The organism is Roseicella frigidaeris, from assembly GCF_003258945.1.
GTDB classification, from domain to species: Bacteria; Pseudomonadota; Alphaproteobacteria; order Acetobacterales; family Acetobacteraceae; genus Paracraurococcus; species Paracraurococcus frigidaeris.
In genome coordinates this window covers 104,096-120,193 of record NZ_QLIX01000009.1, presented here as the reverse complement: position 1 = coordinate 120,193, position 16,098 = coordinate 104,096, and the positions used below count along the sequence as shown (strand labels likewise).

The following is a 16,098-nucleotide window of genomic DNA, read 5'->3' as shown; positions in this document are numbered from 1 at the left end:
TCAGGCCGCCAGCGCCGCGTAGTCGCGCGTCGCCATCACCTGCACCCGCAGGATGTAGCGGTGCTCCTCCGGCCCGTAATCGGCCTTGGCGTTGTGGACGGTGCCGATATTGTCCCAGATCAGCAGGTCGCCCGGCCGCCAGGCATGGCTGTAGAGGTATTTCGCCTGCGCCTGGTGGCGGAACAGGTATTCCAGCATGGCGTCGCTCTCGGCCGGCTCCAGCCCCTCGATGCGCATCGCATAGCCGGGGTTGCAGTAGAGCACGCGCCGCCCGGTGATCGGGTGGGTGCGGAAGATCGGCTGCGGCACCGGCGGCTTCTTCGCCCGCTGCTCCGGCGTCAGCGGCTTGCGGATGCTGCCCGGGCGGGTGCGCATGACCTCCCAGAATTTCTCGAAGTCGTGGATCGCCACCCGGCCTTCCAGCCGCTGCACGATCTCGGCCGGCAGGTCGTCATAGGCGGCGTGCATGTTGCGGAACTGCGTGTCGCCGAGCGGCACGCCGTCGCGCATCGGCACCTGCTTCGCGTGCAGCGCGTTGGCCAGCGCGATCTCGCGCGAATAGGACATGTCGGTGTGCCAGCCCTGGCCGGCATCGTGCAGGCCGACCGGCTTGCCGGCGGCGTCCTTCATGTTCGAGAGGATCATCACCTCCGGATGGCCGGGGGCGTGGAACATGTTGGCGACGTTCACCTCCAGCTCGCCGAAGCGGCTGCCGAAGGCCGAGAGCTGCGGCGCGTCCAGCTCCTGGTCGGGGAAGCAGAGCACGCCGTACTGACCGAGGGCGCGCAGCAGGGTGCGGAAGCCGTCCTCTCCAAGCGGCTGCGCGAGGTCGATGCCCTCGATCCGCGCGCCGAGCCCGGCATTGTTGGGTGTGATCCGCATGCTCGCTTCCTCCGGCGACGCAGACTCGGCCAGGGTCCGCACCGGGTCAAGCTTGCGCCCGGCGCCGGGCCGCCGCAGCATCGCGCGGGGGAAACGACCGGGGCGGGGCGATGCGGTTCGGGCGGCGGGCGATGCTGGGATCCGGGCTCACCCTGCCGGCCCTCGGCCGCGCCGAGGAGCCGGCCGGCCGCGCCCTGCGGCTGGTGGTCGGCTATCCCCCCGGCGGCAGCACCGACCTCGTCGCCCGGCTGCTGGCCGAGCGGCTCGGCCGCGCCTGGGGCCAGCCGGTGGTGGTCGAGAACCGGCCGGGCGCGGCCGGCATCCTCGGCGCCGATCTGGTGGCCAAGGCGCCGCCGGATGGCTCGGTGCTGCTGGTCGGCGCCTCGGCCGAGCTGGCGGTGGCGCGCGCCGTGATGCGCACCATCCCCTACCGGCCGGAGGATTTCGCGCCGCTCGCCTGGCTCACCGAGCAGCCCTTCCTGGTGCTGGTGAATGCCGATCTGCCGGTGCGGAGCCTCGGGGAGCTGGTGGCGCTGGCGCGGGCCCGGCCGGGCGGCCTCGACTACGCCTCGCACGGCACCGGCGCCGCCAACCACCTGCTGACGGAATGGCTGCGGGTGGAGACCGGCCTCACGCTCACCCATGTGCCCTATCGCGGCGGCGGGCCGGCGATGACCGACCTCGTCGCCGGGCAGGTGCCGCTGCTGCTGGACGTGATCCCCTCGGCCCTGCCGCAGCTCCAGGCCGGGCGCATCCGGGCCCTGGCGCTCTGCCGGGCGGGGCGCAGCGCCGTGCTGCCGGCGGTGCCCACCACCGCGGAGGCGGGCTTTCCCTTCCTCGCCGGCAGCACCTGGGCGACGCTGGTCGCGCCGGCGCGCCTGCCGGAGGCGATGCAGGTCCGGATCGGCGCGACGGTGCAGGCGGCGATGCGGGAGGGGCTGGCGGAGGCCTTCCGCGAGCGGGGGCTGGAGCCGGTCGGCGCGGAGGCCGGGGCGGCGCGCGCCTTCATCGCGGCGGAGCAGGCGCGCTGGCTGTGGATCGCCGGGCGCGCCGGCGTGCAGCCGACCTAGGCTATTGTTTTCAGGGCATCTTCACCCGATCAGGTGAGTTCACCTGATCGGGATCTGCTCTAATGCCAACGGCCGTTGCTGGTGCCCCATCAACGGCCCCCATCGGCAGTCCCCTTGGCGCCGGGCGGAAGCCTCCGGTTTGCCTGGGGCCTCCGCGCCACGGGGCCCGGCGCTACCGCGGGCTGGGCGTGGTCAGGTAGCCCTGTTGCTTGGACCACATGGTCCCTTCGCTGCTGATCGTCCCCATGGCGCGGTTGCGCTGGGCATCGCCGATGATGGTGTCCGGCACGCCGGAATAGCGGGCGCCGGGCTGCAGCCCGCCAGGGCCGCAGGCGCTGAGGGCGAGGAGCAGGAGGCAGAGGCTGGTCAGGCGCATGCTCATTCTATGGTTGAAGAATTCCGGCAAGGCAAGGCGTCGCCGGGCCGGCCTACTGCGCCGCGGCCAGCGCGCCCGGCGGCGATTGCGGCACCAGGTGCTTCACCCGCGGCGCCACCTCCTCCTGGATCAGCCGCAACGAGTTCTGCCAGGCGCCCGGATTCTCCAGGTAGTCGAAGCCGAAGACGAGAAGCTGGCCGAAGCCGCCGACATCCTCGTAGATCCGCTCGATCTTCTCGGCGACCGTCGCCGGCGAGCCGATCAGCCAGTTGCGCCTGGCGCAATACTCCACCGTCACGTCGCTGTCCGGCACCTCGGGGCTGTGCTTGAGGTATTCCTTGAAGCCGAAATTCGACAGCAGCGGCAGGAAGTACTCGCCCATCATCCGCCCCATCATGCCGCCGACCGAGAGCCGCCAGGCCTCCTCGTCCGTGTCGGCGACGAAGATCTCGCGCACCAGCCGCCAGTCGCGGCGGTCGGCGGTGCGGCCGCCCTTGCGCGCCCCGGCCTCGACGCTCTCCCAGTGGCTCTTCACGTAGCCGGGGTTGAGGTTGAGGCTCATCGGCAGGAAGCCGTGCTCGCCCGCCATCTTCAGCGTGTCGGAGTTCTTCGACAGGCCGGCCACGCCGATCGGCGGATGCGGCGCCTGCAGCGGCTTCAGATGCGGCTTGAGGAAGCCGAACATCGTGTCCGGCTTGTCGACCTTCCAGTACTTGCCCTCGAAATGGAAGGGCACCTCCGAGGTCCAGAGCTTGAGGATGATGTCGAGCGCCTCGCGCGTCATCTCGCGGTTGGTGCCGGACATGCCATCCACGTTGAACATCGCCCAGTCGCTCGGCAACCCGCTCGCCGCGATGCCGAAATTCAGCCGGCCTTTCGAGAGGTGGTCGAGCATGGCGACGCGGTTCGCCAGCTCGGCCGGGTGGTGGTAGGGCAGCAGGAAGCCGCCGGGGCCGAGGCGGATGCGGCTGGTCTCCAGCATCGCCTGGGCCAGCAGCAGGTCGGGCGCCGGATGCGGCTCCCAGGGCGCGGTGTGGTGCTCGCCGATCCAGACCTCGGAGAAGCCGAGCGCGTCGAGCCAGCGGATGGTCTGGAGGTCCCAGTCATGCCCCTCCTTCAGCCCCCGCTCCGGCGGGTGGGAGGGCATGGAGAAATAGCCGAATTCCATTGGGTCCGTCCTCCTCTGCCGGGGTCTGGCCCCGGTTGCCCGCAATGCTCGCGCCGCTTGCGGCCGGCGCGCAAGGGGCATGCCGCGCCGGCCGCCGCCGCTACCGCATCAGGCGCAGGATCGCCGCCACATCCTCCGTGCCCTGCACCGGCCGCGGATTGGTGGCGATGGGCGGGCCGCCATCCCAGCGGGCGGCAAGGCCCTCGATCTCGCTCTCGGCGATGCCCATCTCGGCGAGGGTGGTCGGCAGGCCGAGGCCGCGGATGAAGCGCCGCAACGCCTCATGCCCGCTGCCGCCGCCGAGGATCGCGGCCACCTCCCGCTGCTGCTCGGCATTCACCGGCTCGTTCCACTGCATCACCGCCGGCAGGCCGAGGCAGGAGGTGATGCCGTGCGGCACGCCGCGGGCGCCGCCGAGGATGTAGCCGATGCCATGGCTGGCCCCGGTCGGCACGCCCGCCCAGCCGCCCATCACCGAGAGCCACATCGCCTGCTGCGCCGCCGCCCGCGCCGCCAGGTCCCCCGGCTCGCGGCGGATCGCCGGCAGCGCCTCGGCCAGCATGGCCAGCGCCTGGCGCGAGACGGCATCCGAGAAGGGCGCGCGGAGGCGGGCGCAGAGCCGCTCCACCGCATGGTCGACGGCGCGGATGCCGGAGGAGAGCAGCAGCTCGGCCGGCGTCTCCAGCGTCGCCACCGGATCGAGGATCACCGCCCGCGGCACCTGGCTCGCCTGCACCGCCCGCAGCTTCCGCCCGGCCTCGAGATCGGTGTAGCCGGCATGCGGGGCGAATTCGGCGGCCGAGAGCGTGGTCGGCACCGCCACGATGCGCGGGCTCGGCTCGCTGGCATCCCAGCCCTCCGCCTCGGCGCCGCGCGAGACGGCGAGGCCGAGCAGCCCCGCCCGGTCGGCGACGCCGGCCCAGAGGGCGCGGCAGGCCACCTTGCTGCCGTCGATGACGCTGCCGCCGCCGAGCGCCACCACCCGCTCGGCGCCGCTCTCGCGCAGCATCGCGGCCAGCGCCAGCACGTCCTCCACCGGGGAATGGGCGCGCATGGCGGCGAACTCGCCCGCCAGCCGCTCGCCGATCGCGGCCCGCGCCGCGGCGGCGATGCGGCTGCCGGCGAGCGATCGGGTGGTGACCAGCAGCACCCGGGCGCAATCGGCCAGCTCCGGCGGCAGCGCCTCGGCGATGGGGCCGGTGCGCACGCGCTGCTGCGCCGGCCAGCGATGGACCTTGTTGCTCATTCGGCTGTCGCTCCTGCGTCGCGCACGACCTCGGCCCAGAAGGGCATTTGCTGGCGGATGAAGGCGTCGAAGGCGGCCGGGCTCTCGCTCGGCCAGGCGCGCAGCCCCTCGCCGGCGAGGCGCGCCTGCACCGCGGGGTCGGCGAGCGCCGCGCCGAGCGCCGCGAAGACGCCGTCGCGCTGCGCCGCGGGCAGGCGCGCCGGCGCCCAGACCCCGTACCAGCCGGCGATGTCGAGCCCGGGCAGACCGGCCTCCGCCGCGCCGGGCACGCCGGGGATCGCCGCCGAGGGCGCGGCCGTGGTGAGGCAGAGCGCCACCGCCTTGCCGGCCCGCACATGCGGCAGGATCACCGGCGGCGTGGCGATGATCACCTCGATATCGCCGGCGAGCAGGGCGGTGAGCGAGGGGGCGCCGCCGCGGAAGGGCACATGCGTCCAGTCGAGCCCCGTCACCCGGGCGAGCCGCGCCCCGGCCAGGTGGCTCGGCGTGCCGATGCCGGGGGTGCCGTAATTCCAGCGCCCCGGCTGGGCGCGCATGCGGGCGAGGAGGTCGGCGAGGCTCGTGATGCCGCTCGCCGCGCTCACCGCGATGACGGTCGGCAGGTCGCAGACCCGGCCGATGGCGGTGAAGTCGGCGATCGGGTCGAAGGCGACGCGGCGATACAGCACCAGGTTGACCGCATGGCTGAAATTGCCGCCGAGCAGCAGCGTCGCGCCATCCGGCGCGGCATGGGCGACATGCTCGGTGGCGAGGTTGGAGCCGGCGCCGGGCCGGTTGTCGATGAGGAGGGTGGCGCCGAGGGCCTGGCCGAGGGGCTCGGCCATGGCGCGGCCGAGGAAATCCGCCGAGCGGCCGGGCGGGAAGCCGAGCACGAGGCGGATGATGCGGCCCTGCGCCGCCGCGCCGCCCGATGCGGCCAGGCCCGACGTGACAAGGCCCGGTGCGACAAGGCCCGGCGCGGCGGCGAGCAGGGCGCGCCGGCGCAGCCCGGCGGATGCCCCGCCTCCGATCATCGGCATGGCCTGCCCATCCCCTCCCTCGGGTCTCGTGTCCGGCCTATGCTGCCCGCAAAACCGCGGGAAGGGGAGGGGCATGCCAGACCAGGAGGGAGCGTCGCGGAAGGTGCTGCTGGTGACCGGCGGCGGGCGCGGCATCGGCGCCGCGGTGGTGCGGCTGGCGGCGGCGCGGGGCTACGACGTCGCCTTCACCCATGCCGGCAACGCGGCGCGGGCGGCGGAGACCGAGGCGGCGGTGCGGGCGGCCGGGGCGGCGGCGCTGGCGATGCAGGCCGATGTCGGCGATCCGCAGGCGGTCGCGGCCAGCTTCGCGGCGGTGCTCGGCCGCTTCGGCCGGCTCGACGCACTGGTGAACAATGCCGGCATCACCGGGCCGAAGGCGCTGCTCAGCGAGAGCACGGACGCTGTCTGGGAGCGCGTGTTCCGCACCAATGTGCTCGGCCTCGCCGCCTGCTGCCGCGCGGCGCTGGCGCATCTGCCGCCGGGCGGGTCGATCGTGAACGTCTCCTCGCGCGCCTCGACGCTCGGCGGCGCCGGCGAGTGGATCCACTACGCCGCCACCAAGGGCGCGGTGGACACGCTCACCATCGGCCTCGCCAGGGAGGTCGGGCCGCGGAACATCCGGGTGAACGCGGTCAATCCCGGGCTGATCGACACCGAGCTGCACGCCAATGCCGGCATGCCGGACCGGGTGGAACGCATGGCCTCCGGCGTGCCGCTCGGGCGCGGCGGCAGCGCCGAGGAGGTGGCGGAGGCGGTGCTCTGGCTGCTCTCCGACGCGGCGAGCTATGTCAGCGGCGCGCTGCTGCCGGTGGGCGGCGGACGGTAGGATATTCCCCACGAAACCGCTTCGCGGCTTCGTGGGGCCCCATGAGTCCCCTTCTGCCCAGGGATCGTCACAGCCTGCCGCGGCGAAGCCGCGGCAGGACGACGGGCCGCGACGGGTCCGACGGGGATCTTCAGGGCGGCGTGGCGCCGGGCGGTTCCTTCGGCGCCGGCGTCGGCAGGAAGGCGCCGGTGCTGCTGGTCACCGCCGGGCCGAGCCGGTTCTCGATATCCGCCTGCCGCCGCTGCCGGTAGGCGCTGCGATAGGTGACATAGGGGTCGAGCGAGGTGCGGCGCAGCTCGTCCACCGGGTCGATCAGCGCCTCGCGGGTATCGACCAGGCTCATCGCGCCGCGCGTCGTGCGCAGCGCGTCCACCACCGCGCCCTGGCCGAACCAGGTGATCAGGTTGGCCGAGCCGTCGACGGCGGAGCCGCCGAGGTCGCGCGGATTGGTCGGCCCGAAGAGGGGGAGGAAGAGGTAGGGGCCCTCGCCGAGGCCCCAGACCGCCAGGGTCTGGCCGAAATCCTCCGTATGGCGCGGCACGCCGAACCAGCTGTCGGCGACGTCGAAGAGGCCGGCGACGCCGACCGTGGTGTTGATGAGGAAGCGGCCCAGCGTGTCGCCGGCGCGGCGCGGCTCGCCCTGCAGCATGTCGTTGAACAGGATCACCGGGCTGCGGATGTTGTTCAGCAGGTTGCGGATGCCGCTCCGCACCGGGCGCGGCACGGCGCGGCGGTACTCCACCGCGACCGGCCGCGTCACCGCGCGGTCGAGCCACTCATTGGCGGCGTAGAGCGTGCGGTTCGCCGGCTCGAAGGGGTCGTTGTTGGCGCGGAACTCGGCCAGCGCCTCCGGGTCGGAGGCCGGCGGCGGCGTGGCGCAGCCGGCGAGGAAGAGGCCGAGGGCGAGGACCGCCAGGCCGCGCCGGCCCGGATCAGACGTGCTGGCCGCCATTCACGTGGATCTCCGCCCCGTTCACATAGGAGGAGGCCTCGGTGCAGAGGAAGTAGATCGCCTTCGCCACCTCGGCCGGCTTGCCGAGGCGGCGCATCGGGATCTGCTCCTCGACGATCTTCTCCGTCCCCGGCGAGAGGATGGAGGTGTCGATCTCGCCCGGGCTGAGCGCGTTCACCCGGATGCCGAGCGGGCCGAAATCATGCGCCATCTCCCGCGTCAGCGCCATCAGCGCCGCCTTGGAGGTGGCATAGGCGGCGCCGGCGAAGGGATGCACCCGGCTGCCGGCGATGCTGGTGACGTTCACCACCGCGCCGCGGGTGCGCTGCAGCTCCTCGATCAGCCCGCGGGCGAGCATGATCGAGGAGAAGAAATTCACCTGGAACACCCATTTCCAGTCGTCGAGCGCGGTCTGGATGGTGCCGAGCCGGGCGCCGCCCGCCCCCTTCGGCGAGATGCCGGCATTGTTCACCAGCGCGTCCAGCCTGCCGCCCTCGGGCTCCAGCCGCTGCCGGATCTCGTCGATGGCGCGCTCGGTGTCCTCCGGGCTCGCCAGGTCGCACTGGATGTGGTCCTCGGGCCCCATGGCCCAGGGGCATTCCTCCGGGAAGGGCTGGCGCGAGACGGTGATGACCCGCCAGCCGGCGGCGGAGAACACCTTCACCGTGGCATGACCGATCCCGCGCGAGGCGCCGGTGAGCAGCAGGACCCGGCGCGCCTGGTTGGGCAGGCGGTGCTGGCCGGCGATGGACGTCGACATGGGAGTCTCCTCGGTCGACCCTCAGGGTAGAGCAGATGCCCCGGGCCCGGATACGCCCGGATGGGCGAATTCACCCGGGCGACGGGCCCGCCCCCGGCGCGGCGGCGGCCAGCAGCGGGCCGCGCGCCGCCAGGAACTCCTCCACGGCGGCGAGGAAGCGGGCGCCGTCCGCCTCCGTCACCGCCAGGGAGAGCGCCGTCATGCCGCGCCGGGCGAGGTAGATCCCGGCCGCCAGCATGTCGAAGAAGAAGAGCTCCCGCAGCCCGTCCTCGGCCGCCGTGGCGGCATAGGGGGCGGTGATCGGGCCGGCGCGGAAATGCGCCGTCATCATGGAGCCGCGGCCGGTGAACTGCATGGCGCGGCCCGAGCGCGCGCAGGCGGTGTTCAGCGCCGCCCGCAGCGCCTCGCCGCGCGCGTAATGCGCCGCGGCGACCGCGGGGGTGAAGATCTCGCCCATGGCGACGCAGCCGGCCGCCATGGACCAGACATTGTTGTTGAAGGTGCCGGCATGCGGCAGCGTCCCCGGCCGGTGGCCGTCGAAGACCGCCATGATCTCGCGCCGGCCGCCGAAGGCGCCGAAGCTCATCCCGCCGGCCATGTACTTGCCGAGCGTCGTCATGTCCGGGGTGACGCCGGTCAGCCCCTGCAGCCCGGCGGGGCCGTGCCGGCTGGTCATCACCTCGTCGAAGACCAGCACCGCGCCGGTCCGCCGCGTCGCCTCCCGCAGCGCCCGCAGGAAGGCGTCGCTCGCCGGGATGCAGCCGCCGGAGCCGAGCATCGGCTCGACCAGCACGGCGGCGAGCCCATCCCCCTCGGCCAGGATGTCGCGGGTCGCCGCCTCCGGATCGTTGTAGTCGGTGAAGGCGAGCGGGATCGGCAGGTTCACCGGGTTGCGCTCGCTGGCGAAGGTCAGCACGCCGCCATGGTAGCCGCCGCGCATCACCAGGGTCTTCGGCCGGCCGGTGAAGGCGCGGGCGGCGGCCAGCGCCATCAGATTCGCCTCGGTGCCGCTGTTGGTGAAGCGCACCTGCTCGACCGAGGGGAAGCGGCCGGCGATGAGGCCGGCGAGCTCCGACTCCCTCTCGCCGACCGCGCCGAGATTGATCCCGGAATCGAGGGCGGCTTTCACCGCCGCCAGGATCCGGCCCTCGGAATGGCCGAACAGCCCGGCGCTGTATTCGCCGAGCAGGTCGAGATACGCGCGGCCATCGGCGTCCCAGAGCCGGGCGCCCGCGCCGCGCTGCATGGCGGTGGGGAAGGGGGCGTAGAACAGCACGCTGCGGGTGTTGCCGCCGGGCATCACCTCGCGCGCCCGGGCATGGAGGGCCGCGCTCCGCGGCCGGGCCGCGGCATAGCTCTCCCGCGCCTCGGCGAGGGCGGCGTCGAGGTCGCTGTTGCGGCCGGGCCCGGTCGGGTGGGGAGTGGCGAGCGGATCGAGCGGAGGCATGGCGGGTCTCCCGGAAGGCGGCCGAGGCTCCCGCGGGCCGGGGGCGGCGTCAACGCGGGGCGACTCGTTGCGGCTTCTGCTTGGCGATGCCGGCCGCCGCCCTGTATCACTGTGCCGTGCGTTCCCTCCCGGCCCTCGCCCTGCTCGCCGCCGCCGCGCTCGTGGTGCCGGCCGCCCATGCCTCGCCGCCCGAGCGGCCGGCCGCCCCGGCCATCGGCGTCCAGGGCGCCGAGGCCCTGCAGCGCCTGGCGCAACGCCTGCAACGCCTGGCCGAGGACGGGCTCGAGCCGCGCGACTACGGCATCCCGTCGGAGGGCCTCGCCCGCTCCGAGCCGGCCGTCTTCGCCGCGGCGCTGCGGCAGGCGGCGGTGGCGGCGCTGGCCGACCTGCTGCACGGCCGGGTGCGGGAGCTGCCAAACCGCCCGGATCTCCGCCGCGACACCGCCGCCCTGCCGCTCGGCCCCTGGGCGGCGGAGCTGGCGGCCGCGGCCGAGCCCGCCGCGGTGATCGACCGGGCGGCGCTGCTGCCGCCGGGCGCGGCGGTGCTGAAGCGGGCGCTGGCCGCGGCCCGCGCCCGCGTCGCCGCCGGCGGCTGGCCGCCCGTGCCCCCCATGCCGGGGATCGAGGCGCTCGAGCCGGGCATGGCCGATGCGGAACGGGTGCTGGCGCTCCGGGCGCGCCTCGCCGCGGGCGACCCGGCGCTGGCCCTGGCCCTGGCCGCGGCGCCGCCCGAGGACCCGCTGGTCTACGACCCGGCGCTGGTCGCCGCCGTGCAGCGCTTCCAGGCGGCGGAGGGGCTGGAGCCGGATGGGCGGATCGGCCGCATGACCTTCGCCGCGCTCAACCGCCCGGCGGAGGTCGCGGTCCGGCAGCTCCGCGTCGCCCTCGACATGCGCCGCGCCGCCGCGCCGCCCGGCGCCGAGCGGCGGATCGAGGTCAACATCCCCTACCAGCGCCTGCAGGTGGTCGAGGCGGGCCGCGTCACGCTGGAGATGGCGGTGATCGTCGGCAAGCCGGCGCGGCCGACGCCGGTGATGCGGGTGCGCCTCACCTCGGTGATGTTCAACCCGCCCTGGGGGGTGCCGGAGCGCAACGCGCGCGAGGACCTGCTGCCGAAATTCCGCGCCAACCCGCGCGCCATGATGGAGAAGGGCTTCCGCGTCTACGGCTTCGCCGATGGCCAACGGGTCGAGCTCGACCCCGCCGCGATCGACTGGCGCGCGGTGCAGAAGGACCGCTTCCCCTACCTCATCCGCCAGGATGCGGGCGAGGCCAATGCCCTCGGCCGGATCAAGTTCGTGATCCCGAACGGCGAGGACATCTTCATGCACGACACGCCGGACCGGGGCCTGTTCCGGCGGGCCGAGCGGGCCTTCTCCTCCGGCTGCATCCGGCTGGAGCGGCCGATGGAACTGCTCGGGGTGGCGCTGCAGGGCACGCCCGGCTGGGACCAGGCGCGGATCGAGCAGGTGCTCGCCAGCCGGCAGACGGCGGTCATGCCGGTCGGCCGCCCCATCCCGGTGCGGCTGCACTACACGACGGCGACGATCGAGGGCGGCGAGGCGCGGCTGCGCCCCGATCTCTACGGCCTCGACGAGGCCTATGCCCGCGCCCTCGACGCGCCGCGCCTGCCGCGCCTGGCCGAGCTGCGGACGCCCTGATCCGGGCGGCGCCGCGCGCGGCCGCCTCGCCGGGAGGGGGTGGCGCGGGCGGGCGCGGCGGTGCAGATGCGTCGGGCCGTGCCGCCGCGCATGGCCGAGTCCGGCGGCAGGTCGCGGCCGGGCGCGCCGCCGCCTCCGGAGCCCCTGGCATGCGTCCACCCGGCCTGACCCCGTCCTGCCTCGGCCTGCTCGTCCTGCTGCTCCTGCCCGGATGCGTGCCGCCGCCGCCCGCCGCCCCGCCGCCGCCCGCGCCGCCCGCGCTCACCCTGGCGCCGCGCGCGGCCTGGCAGCCGATCCCGCTCGACCGCCGCGGCGGGATCGCCGCCGCCTTCGCCGCCTCCGAGGTGGCGCATTGGCAGGAGGGGCTGCGGCGGGTCTGGATCGTGCTGAACCTGGCGACGCCGATCCGCCTGCCCGAGACCGGCGGCCAGGCCCGCAGCGTCGCCTTCCTCGCCGATTACCGCTGCGCCGAGCAGAGCTGGAACCCGATCGAGGGCAATTGGTACCGCAACGCCGATGCTGAGGGGCTCGAGCTCGAGGAGCGGCCGCGCGACCCCGGCGAGCGCGGGGTGCGGCAGGGCACCCTCATCGCCGTCTTCCTGGAGGCGGCCTGCGGGCTGTGACCGCCGCGGCGGGGGATCGGGGGCCGGGGCCGGGCGGAATGATCCATGGCCAGGGCGATCCAACCGCCGCCTGATGCGTTGCCCCGGCGACAGGGGCTGACGGGCCGGCCGGCGCGATGCCGCGCGCGGCCCGGTCGCCGGGAAGGAGGACCGATGCGGGTCTTGCTGATCGAGGACGACGCGCTGGTGCGCAACATGCTGTCCGAGACGCTGGACGGCGACGGCTTCGAGGTGGACGGGCTGGCCAATGCCGAGGATGCGCTGATCCTGCTCGGCGCCGGGCAGGTGCCGGACGTGCTGGTCGCCGACGTCAATCTCGGCGCCGGGCTGAACGGCTTCGACCTCGCCGAGATGGCGCGGGCGCGGCATCCGGATGTCGAGGTGATCCTGATCAGCGGCAGCGCGCCGGAGCCGGCGCGATGGGCCGGCGGGCGGCGCGAGCATTTCCTGCAGAAGCCCTTCGCGCCCGACCGGCTGGCCAGCATGATCCGCGAGGCGGGGGCCGCGCGCGCCCCCTGACGCTGCCCGCGGCTGGACCGCGATCCGCCCGCCCCGGTGGGCCGGAGGCGGCCTGGGCGGTCAGCCTCCCCGGCGCGGCCGGATCAGCCCCTCGGCATGCAGGGCCTCGGCGATCTGCACCGCGTTCAGCGCCGCGCCCTTGCGCAGGTTGTCGGAGACGCACCAGAAGGCGAGGCCGTGCGGCACCGTCGGGTCGCGGCGCAGTCGGCTGACGAAGACCGCATCCTCGCCGGCGGCGTCGACCTGGGTGACGTAGCCGCCATCCTCGCGCTTGTCGACGAGCTGCACCCCCGGCGCCTCGCGCAGCGCCTCGGCCGCCTGTTCCTCGTCGATCGGCCCCTCGAACTCGACATGCACCGCCTCGGCATGGCCGATGAAGACCGGCACGCGCACGCAGGTGGCGAGGACGGCGATGTCCGGGTCGAGGATCTTCCGCGTCTCCACCGCCATCTTCCACTCCTCCTTGGTCTCGCCCTCCTCCATGAAGCGGTCGATCTGCGGGATGCAGTTGAAGGCGATGGGCTTGCTGAACTGCTCGGGCACCGTCGGGTCGTTCACGTAGACGGCGCGGGTCTGGTTGAAGAGCTCGTCCATCGCCTCCTTCCCCGCGCCGGAGACGGACTGGTAGGTGGCGACGACCACGCGGCGGATGCGGGCGATGTCGTGCAGCGGCTTGAGCGCGACCACCATCTGGATGGTCGAGCAATTCGGGTTGGCGATGATGTTCCGCCGCGCGAAGCCCTTCAGCGCCTTCGGGTTGACCTCGGGCACCACCAGCGGCACCTCCGGCTCCATGCGGAACTGGCTGGTGTTGTCGATGACGACGCAGCCGGCCGCGGCGGCGCGCGGCGCATGCACCGCCGAGACGCTGGCGCCGGGCGAGAAGAGCGCGATCTCCGTGCCCTTGAAGTCGAAGCGTTCGAGCGCCTGGACCTTCAGCACCGCCTTCTCGCCGAAGGAGACCTCGAGCCCGGTGGAACGGCCGGAGGCGAGGGCGATCACCTCGCGCACCGGGAAGTCCCGCTCGGCGAGGGTCTTCAGGATCTCGCGCCCCACCGCGCCGGTGGCGCCGACGACCGCAACCCGGTAGCTCATGTGGTGACTCCTGCCAAAGATGATGTGGGGGGCGGATGGCGCTCCGGCCGGGCCTGGCCGGCCCCGGCGCCGGGCGCCGCAGGGGGGCCTCCACGCGCCGCCGCCGGACCGCTTCCAGGGCGGTCCCGGCGCGGCGCGCATGGTATACATTTAACCCTTCGCAGAGGATTGCCTTTCGACCCGCAATTTCAAGTCGTTGCCGATCGTGCCGCGAGGCCGGCCGCGCGCCCCGTCGCCTCCGCCGCCCTCCCTGGCCGCGACATCACTTGATCTGGCCTGGGCACTTGCCCACAATACGGGCAGGCGATCACCGCCTCGATGGAGGAAATCATGGCCTGGAAGAAGCCCCGCGTGACCGAGGTCTCCCTCGCGCTCGAGATCAACAGCTACGCCTGCGCCGAAATCGGCTGAAGCCCGGGCCGGCCTCCGGCTGGCCTGACGCCTCGGCCGCCGCGGATGCCGCCAGGCCCCGGGTTCGACCCAGGGGCCCTGGTACGCCTGCGGAGGGGGATTTGCCAGACGTGCTTGGCAGGCGGCCCGCAAGGATCTGCCGATGAATGGCCAATCCAGGCCTCGCACCCCATGTGCGGGGCCTTTTTCTTGGGCGGCGGCCCGGGGGTGAGGACGGCGCGGTCGAGGGCAGGAGGTCGCCCCCGGGAGGAGGGGGGCGGAGCGCCGGGCGGGCCAGCAGGCCAGGCCGGGAAGGTCCAGGGAGAACGTCCAGAATGACCCGTCCCATCACGCCCATCGCGCCGGCCGGCTGAGCGGCCGCCATGCTGCGCGCCATCGTCCTCGGCGCCGCCGCCGGCGGCGGCTTCCCGCAATGGAACTCGGCCGGGCCCGGCTGCCGCCGGGCGCTGGCCGGCGATCCCGCGGCGCCGGCCCGCTCGCAGGCCTCGCTCGCCGTCTCCGCCGATGGCGAGCGCTGGGTGCTGCTCAACGCCTCGCCCGATCTCCGCCAGCAGATCCTCGCCACCCCGGCCCTGCATCCGCGCCCCGCGCCGGGCGCGATCCGGCATTCGCCGATCGCCGCGGTGGTGCTGACGGGGGCGGAGGTGGACACCATCGCCGGGCTGCTGACCCTGCGCGAGCGGCACGCCTTCGCCCTCTATGGCGCGCCGCAGGCGCTCGACGTGCTGGCCGCCAACCCGATCTTCCAGGCGGTGAACCCCGCCATCGTGCCGCGCCGCGCCCTGCCGCTCGATGCGCCGCTGCCGCTGCGGGACGCGGCCGGCGCGCCGCTCGGCCTCACCGTCGAGGCCTTCGCCGTGCCGGGCAAGGTGCCGCTCTTTCTCGAGGATGCCTCGGGCGCCGATCCCGGCCGGGCGGAGGCGGGCGAGACCATCGGGCTCCGGATCGCGGCCGGCAGCCGGGCGCTGTTCTTCATCCCCGGCTGCGCCGCCCTGCCGCCGGCGCTGGCGGCGCGGCTGGAGGGCGCGGACTGCGTCTTCTTCGACGGCACGCTCTGGCGCGACGACGAGATGCTGCGCGCCGGCGCCGGGCCGAAGACCGGCGCCCGCATGGGTCATATGAGCATCGACGGGCCGGACGGCGTGATCGCCGCCTTCGCCCGGCTCGGCGTGCGGCGGCGCATCCTGATCCATATCAACAACACCAATCCCGTCCTGCTGGCAGACAGTCCGGAGCGCGCCGCGGCCGTGGCGGCGGGCTGGGAGGTCGCGGAAGACGGCATGGAGGTGACGCTGTGAGCGAGACGGATCTGCTGCCGCCAGAGGAGCTGGAGCGGCGGCTCCGCGCCATCGGGGCGGAGCGCTACCATGTCCACCACCCCTTCCATCACCTGCTGCATGGCGGCAAGCTGAGCAAGCCGCAGGTGCAGGCCTGGGCGCTCAACCGCTACTACTACCAGGCGAGCATCCCGGCGAAGGACGCGGCCGTGCTCGGCCGCCTGCCGACGCCCGAGCTGCGGCGCGAATGGCGCCGCCGCATCGTCGACCACGACGGCGACGGGGTGAAGCCGGGCGGCGTCGAGCGCTGGCTGAAGCTGACCGACGGGCTCGGCCTCGAGCGCGGCTACGTCACCTCGCTCGCCGGGCTGCTGCCGGGCACCCGCTATGCCGTCGATGCCTATGTGCAGTTCGTCAAGGAGCGCAGCCTGCTCGAGGCCGTCGCCTCCTCGCTGACCGAGATGTTCTCCCCCGACATCATCTCGCAGCGGGTCTCCGGCATGCTGCGCAACTACGACTTCGTCTCCGAGGAGACCCTCGCCTATTTCACCCCGCGCCTCACCCAGGCGCCGCAGGACGTCGCCTTCGCCCTGGCCTATGTGAAGCAACATGCCCGCACGCGCGAGCAGCAGGAGCAGGTGATGGCGGCGCTGCGCTTCAAATGCGACCTGCTCTGGGCGCAGCTCGATGCGCTGCACCATGCCTATGTCGAGCCGGGCCACATCCCGCCCGGCGCCTGGCGCCCCGGGGAAGCGGCGGCGTGAGC

17 protein-coding genes are annotated in these 16,098 nt (G+C 73.9%); 8 read left to right on the top strand and 9 right to left on the bottom strand.

Annotated features, from left to right (window positions below):
- A complete protein-coding gene (locus tag DOO78_RS13940) occupies positions 1 to 882 on the bottom strand; it encodes a TauD/TfdA dioxygenase family protein (RefSeq protein WP_111470429.1) in 882 nt (293 codons plus the stop codon).
- Positions 883 to 1,013: 131 nt separating this feature from the next.
- Between DOO78_RS13940 and DOO78_RS13935 the strand changes: the two genes are divergently transcribed.
- Positions 1,014 to 1,952, top strand: coding sequence for a tripartite tricarboxylate transporter substrate-binding protein (locus DOO78_RS13935; protein ID WP_165838889.1), 939 nt, complete (start codon positions 1,014 to 1,016; stop codon positions 1,950 to 1,952).
- 172 nt (positions 1,953 to 2,124) lie between these two features.
- On the opposite strand, the gene DOO78_RS13930 is transcribed toward DOO78_RS13935, so the two are convergent.
- From DOO78_RS13930 to DOO78_RS13915, 4 genes are all read right to left on the bottom strand, one after another.
- Positions 2,125 to 2,334, bottom strand: coding sequence for a hypothetical protein (locus DOO78_RS13930; protein WP_111470425.1), 210 nt, complete (start codon positions 2,332 to 2,334; stop codon positions 2,125 to 2,127).
- Between the two features lie 46 nt (positions 2,335 to 2,380).
- Entirely contained in the window at positions 2,381 to 3,496 is a 1,116-nt protein-coding gene (locus DOO78_RS13925) for an LLM class flavin-dependent oxidoreductase (RefSeq protein ID WP_111470423.1), read from the bottom strand.
- A 100-nt stretch (positions 3,497 to 3,596) separates the two neighbouring features.
- Positions 3,597 to 4,742, bottom strand: coding sequence for an iron-containing alcohol dehydrogenase (locus tag DOO78_RS13920; protein WP_111470421.1), 1,146 nt, complete (start codon positions 4,740 to 4,742; stop codon positions 3,597 to 3,599).
- The gene (locus DOO78_RS13915) at positions 4,739 to 5,761 is read right to left on the bottom strand and encodes a Bug family tripartite tricarboxylate transporter substrate binding protein (protein WP_165838888.1); all 1,023 of its coding nucleotides are present in this window, start codon (positions 5,759 to 5,761) and stop codon (positions 4,739 to 4,741) included. The genes DOO78_RS13920 and DOO78_RS13915 overlap by 4 nt, the downstream gene beginning before the upstream one ends.
- 73 nt (positions 5,762 to 5,834) lie before the next feature.
- Between DOO78_RS13915 and DOO78_RS13910 the strand changes: the two genes are divergently transcribed.
- A complete protein-coding gene (locus DOO78_RS13910) occupies positions 5,835 to 6,587 on the top strand; it encodes an SDR family oxidoreductase (RefSeq protein WP_111470520.1) in 753 nt (250 codons plus the stop codon).
- 130 nt (positions 6,588 to 6,717) lie between these two features.
- On the opposite strand, the gene DOO78_RS13905 is transcribed toward DOO78_RS13910, so the two are convergent.
- From DOO78_RS13905 to DOO78_RS13895, 3 genes are all read right to left on the bottom strand, one after another.
- On the bottom strand, positions 6,718 to 7,539 hold the full coding sequence (locus DOO78_RS13905; RefSeq protein WP_111470417.1) for an MlaA family lipoprotein: 822 nt from the start codon (positions 7,537 to 7,539) through the stop codon (positions 6,718 to 6,720).
- Positions 7,520 to 8,299 carry an SDR family NAD(P)-dependent oxidoreductase gene (locus tag DOO78_RS13900; RefSeq protein ID WP_111470415.1) on the bottom strand — a complete coding sequence of 260 codons (780 nt, stop codon included), beginning with the start codon at positions 8,297 to 8,299 and terminating at the stop codon, positions 7,520 to 7,522. Before DOO78_RS13900 ends, DOO78_RS13905 begins: the two co-directional genes overlap by 20 nt.
- A 70-nt stretch (positions 8,300 to 8,369) precedes the next feature.
- Entirely contained in the window at positions 8,370 to 9,746 is a 1,377-nt protein-coding gene (locus DOO78_RS13895) for an aspartate aminotransferase family protein (RefSeq protein WP_111470413.1), read from the bottom strand.
- 116 nt (positions 9,747 to 9,862) lie between these two features.
- Between DOO78_RS13895 and DOO78_RS13890 the strand changes: the two genes are divergently transcribed.
- The 3 genes from DOO78_RS13890 (at position 9,863) to DOO78_RS13880 (ending at position 12,549) form a co-directional block, all read left to right on the top strand.
- Positions 9,863 to 11,407, top strand: coding sequence for a L,D-transpeptidase family protein (locus tag DOO78_RS13890; RefSeq protein ID WP_243634542.1), 1,545 nt, complete (start codon positions 9,863 to 9,865; stop codon positions 11,405 to 11,407).
- A gap of 149 nt (positions 11,408 to 11,556) precedes the next feature.
- Positions 11,557 to 12,030: a surface-adhesin E family protein gene (locus DOO78_RS13885; RefSeq protein ID WP_111470409.1), complete on the top strand. Its 474-nt coding sequence runs from the start codon at positions 11,557 to 11,559 to the stop codon at positions 12,028 to 12,030.
- A 153-nt stretch (positions 12,031 to 12,183) separates the two neighbouring features.
- A complete protein-coding gene (locus DOO78_RS13880; RefSeq protein WP_165838887.1) occupies positions 12,184 to 12,549 on the top strand; it encodes a response regulator in 366 nt (121 codons plus the stop codon).
- A gap of 60 nt (positions 12,550 to 12,609) precedes the next feature.
- On the opposite strand, the gene DOO78_RS13875 is transcribed toward DOO78_RS13880, so the two are convergent.
- Positions 12,610 to 13,644: an aspartate-semialdehyde dehydrogenase gene (locus DOO78_RS13875; RefSeq protein WP_111470405.1), complete on the bottom strand. Its 1,035-nt coding sequence runs from the start codon at positions 13,642 to 13,644 to the stop codon at positions 12,610 to 12,612.
- Between the two features lie 318 nt (positions 13,645 to 13,962).
- Here DOO78_RS13875 and pqqA point away from each other — a divergent pair, with 318 nt between their 5' ends.
- The 3 genes from pqqA (at position 13,963) to pqqC (ending at position 16,096) form a co-directional block, all read left to right on the top strand.
- On the top strand, positions 13,963 to 14,055 hold the full coding sequence (gene pqqA / locus DOO78_RS13870; RefSeq protein WP_207802898.1) for a pyrroloquinoline quinone precursor peptide PqqA: 93 nt from the start codon (positions 13,963 to 13,965) through the stop codon (positions 14,053 to 14,055).
- A gap of 362 nt (positions 14,056 to 14,417) precedes the next feature.
- Positions 14,418 to 15,353: a pyrroloquinoline quinone biosynthesis protein PqqB gene (pqqB, locus tag DOO78_RS13865; protein WP_111470402.1), complete on the top strand. Its 936-nt coding sequence runs from the start codon at positions 14,418 to 14,420 to the stop codon at positions 15,351 to 15,353.
- Positions 15,350 to 16,096 (top strand): pyrroloquinoline-quinone synthase PqqC, encoded by a 747-nt coding sequence (gene pqqC, locus DOO78_RS13860; RefSeq protein WP_165838886.1) that lies wholly within the window; start codon positions 15,350 to 15,352, stop codon positions 16,094 to 16,096. Before pqqB ends, pqqC begins: the two co-directional genes overlap by 4 nt.
- The last annotated feature ends 2 nt before the right edge of the window (positions 16,097 to 16,098 follow it).

Coding starts and splice junctions, on each gene's coding strand:
- DOO78_RS13940 (WP_111470429.1), bottom strand. CDS start 882: ATGCGGATCACACCCAACAATGCCGGGCTCGGCGCGCGGATCGAGGGC.
- DOO78_RS13895 (WP_111470413.1), bottom strand. CDS start 9,746: ATGCCTCCGCTCGATCCGCTCGCCACTCCCCACCCGACCGGGCCCGGC.
- DOO78_RS13910 (WP_111470520.1), top strand. CDS start 5,835: ATGCCAGACCAGGAGGGAGCGTCGCGGAAGGTGCTGCTGGTGACCGGC.
- DOO78_RS13900 (WP_111470415.1), bottom strand. CDS start 8,299: ATGTCGACGTCCATCGCCGGCCAGCACCGCCTGCCCAACCAGGCGCGC.
- DOO78_RS13935 (WP_165838889.1), top strand. CDS start 1,014: ATGCTGGGATCCGGGCTCACCCTGCCGGCCCTCGGCCGCGCCGAGGAG.
- DOO78_RS13905 (WP_111470417.1), bottom strand. CDS start 7,539: ATGGCGGCCAGCACGTCTGATCCGGGCCGGCGCGGCCTGGCGGTCCTC.
- DOO78_RS13885 (WP_111470409.1), top strand. CDS start 11,557: ATGCGTCCACCCGGCCTGACCCCGTCCTGCCTCGGCCTGCTCGTCCTG.
- DOO78_RS13920 (WP_111470421.1), bottom strand. CDS start 4,742: ATGAGCAACAAGGTCCATCGCTGGCCGGCGCAGCAGCGCGTGCGCACC.
- DOO78_RS13880 (WP_165838887.1), top strand. CDS start 12,184: ATGCGGGTCTTGCTGATCGAGGACGACGCGCTGGTGCGCAACATGCTG.
- DOO78_RS13925 (WP_111470423.1), bottom strand. CDS start 3,496: ATGGAATTCGGCTATTTCTCCATGCCCTCCCACCCGCCGGAGCGGGGG.
- pqqB (WP_111470402.1), top strand. CDS start 14,418: ATGCTGCGCGCCATCGTCCTCGGCGCCGCCGCCGGCGGCGGCTTCCCG.
- DOO78_RS13915 (WP_165838888.1), bottom strand. CDS start 5,761: ATGCCGATGATCGGAGGCGGGGCATCCGCCGGGCTGCGCCGGCGCGCC.
- DOO78_RS13930 (WP_111470425.1), bottom strand. CDS start 2,334: ATGAGCATGCGCCTGACCAGCCTCTGCCTCCTGCTCCTCGCCCTCAGC.
- DOO78_RS13875 (WP_111470405.1), bottom strand. CDS start 13,644: ATGAGCTACCGGGTTGCGGTCGTCGGCGCCACCGGCGCGGTGGGGCGC.
- pqqA (WP_207802898.1), top strand. CDS start 13,963: ATGGAGGAAATCATGGCCTGGAAGAAGCCCCGCGTGACCGAGGTCTCC.